Genomic DNA, 376 nt, shown 5'->3' with positions numbered 1-376 from the left:
CGTTAAAGATGTGTCGTTTCAATTTTCAGCTTGATCCAGATTTTTAAAGAGCAAAACTTCGCAGTGAACCTTTTCAGGTACACTCTGAAGTTTTCTTGTTGAGTGCAGTAAAGGATGGTGGAGCTATGCGGGATCGAACCGCAGACCTCCTGCGTGCAAGGCAGGCGCTCTCCCAGCTGAGCTATAGCCCCATCGTAGTTAACCTCTTCAAATCCGCAGGGCGAATTTGGTAGGCCTGAGTGGACTTGAACCACCGACCTCACCCTTATCAGGGGTGCGCTCTAACCACCTGAGCTACAAGCCTGTAGAGGTTTTTACTGCTTACTTTTCATCAGACAATCTGTGTGAGCACTACAAAGGCAGGTTCTTTAAGGTA

2 tRNA genes are annotated in these 376 nt (G+C 47.9%); both read right to left on the bottom strand.

Features of this window, described 5'->3' with window-relative positions:
- Window positions 1-115 precede the first annotated feature (115 nt).
- Window positions 116-191, bottom strand: a tRNA-Ala gene (locus tag ACSVHP_RS23010).
- 36 nt (window positions 192-227) lie between these two features.
- Window positions 228-304, bottom strand: a tRNA-Ile gene (locus ACSVHP_RS23005).
- Window positions 305-376 lie beyond the last annotated feature (72 nt).

The sequence above is a fragment of the Enterobacter sp. 186315 genome (assembly GCF_053290175.1).
The sequence above is the reverse complement of the archived record's forward strand: the minus strand, read 5'-3'. Positions and strand labels throughout refer to the sequence as shown.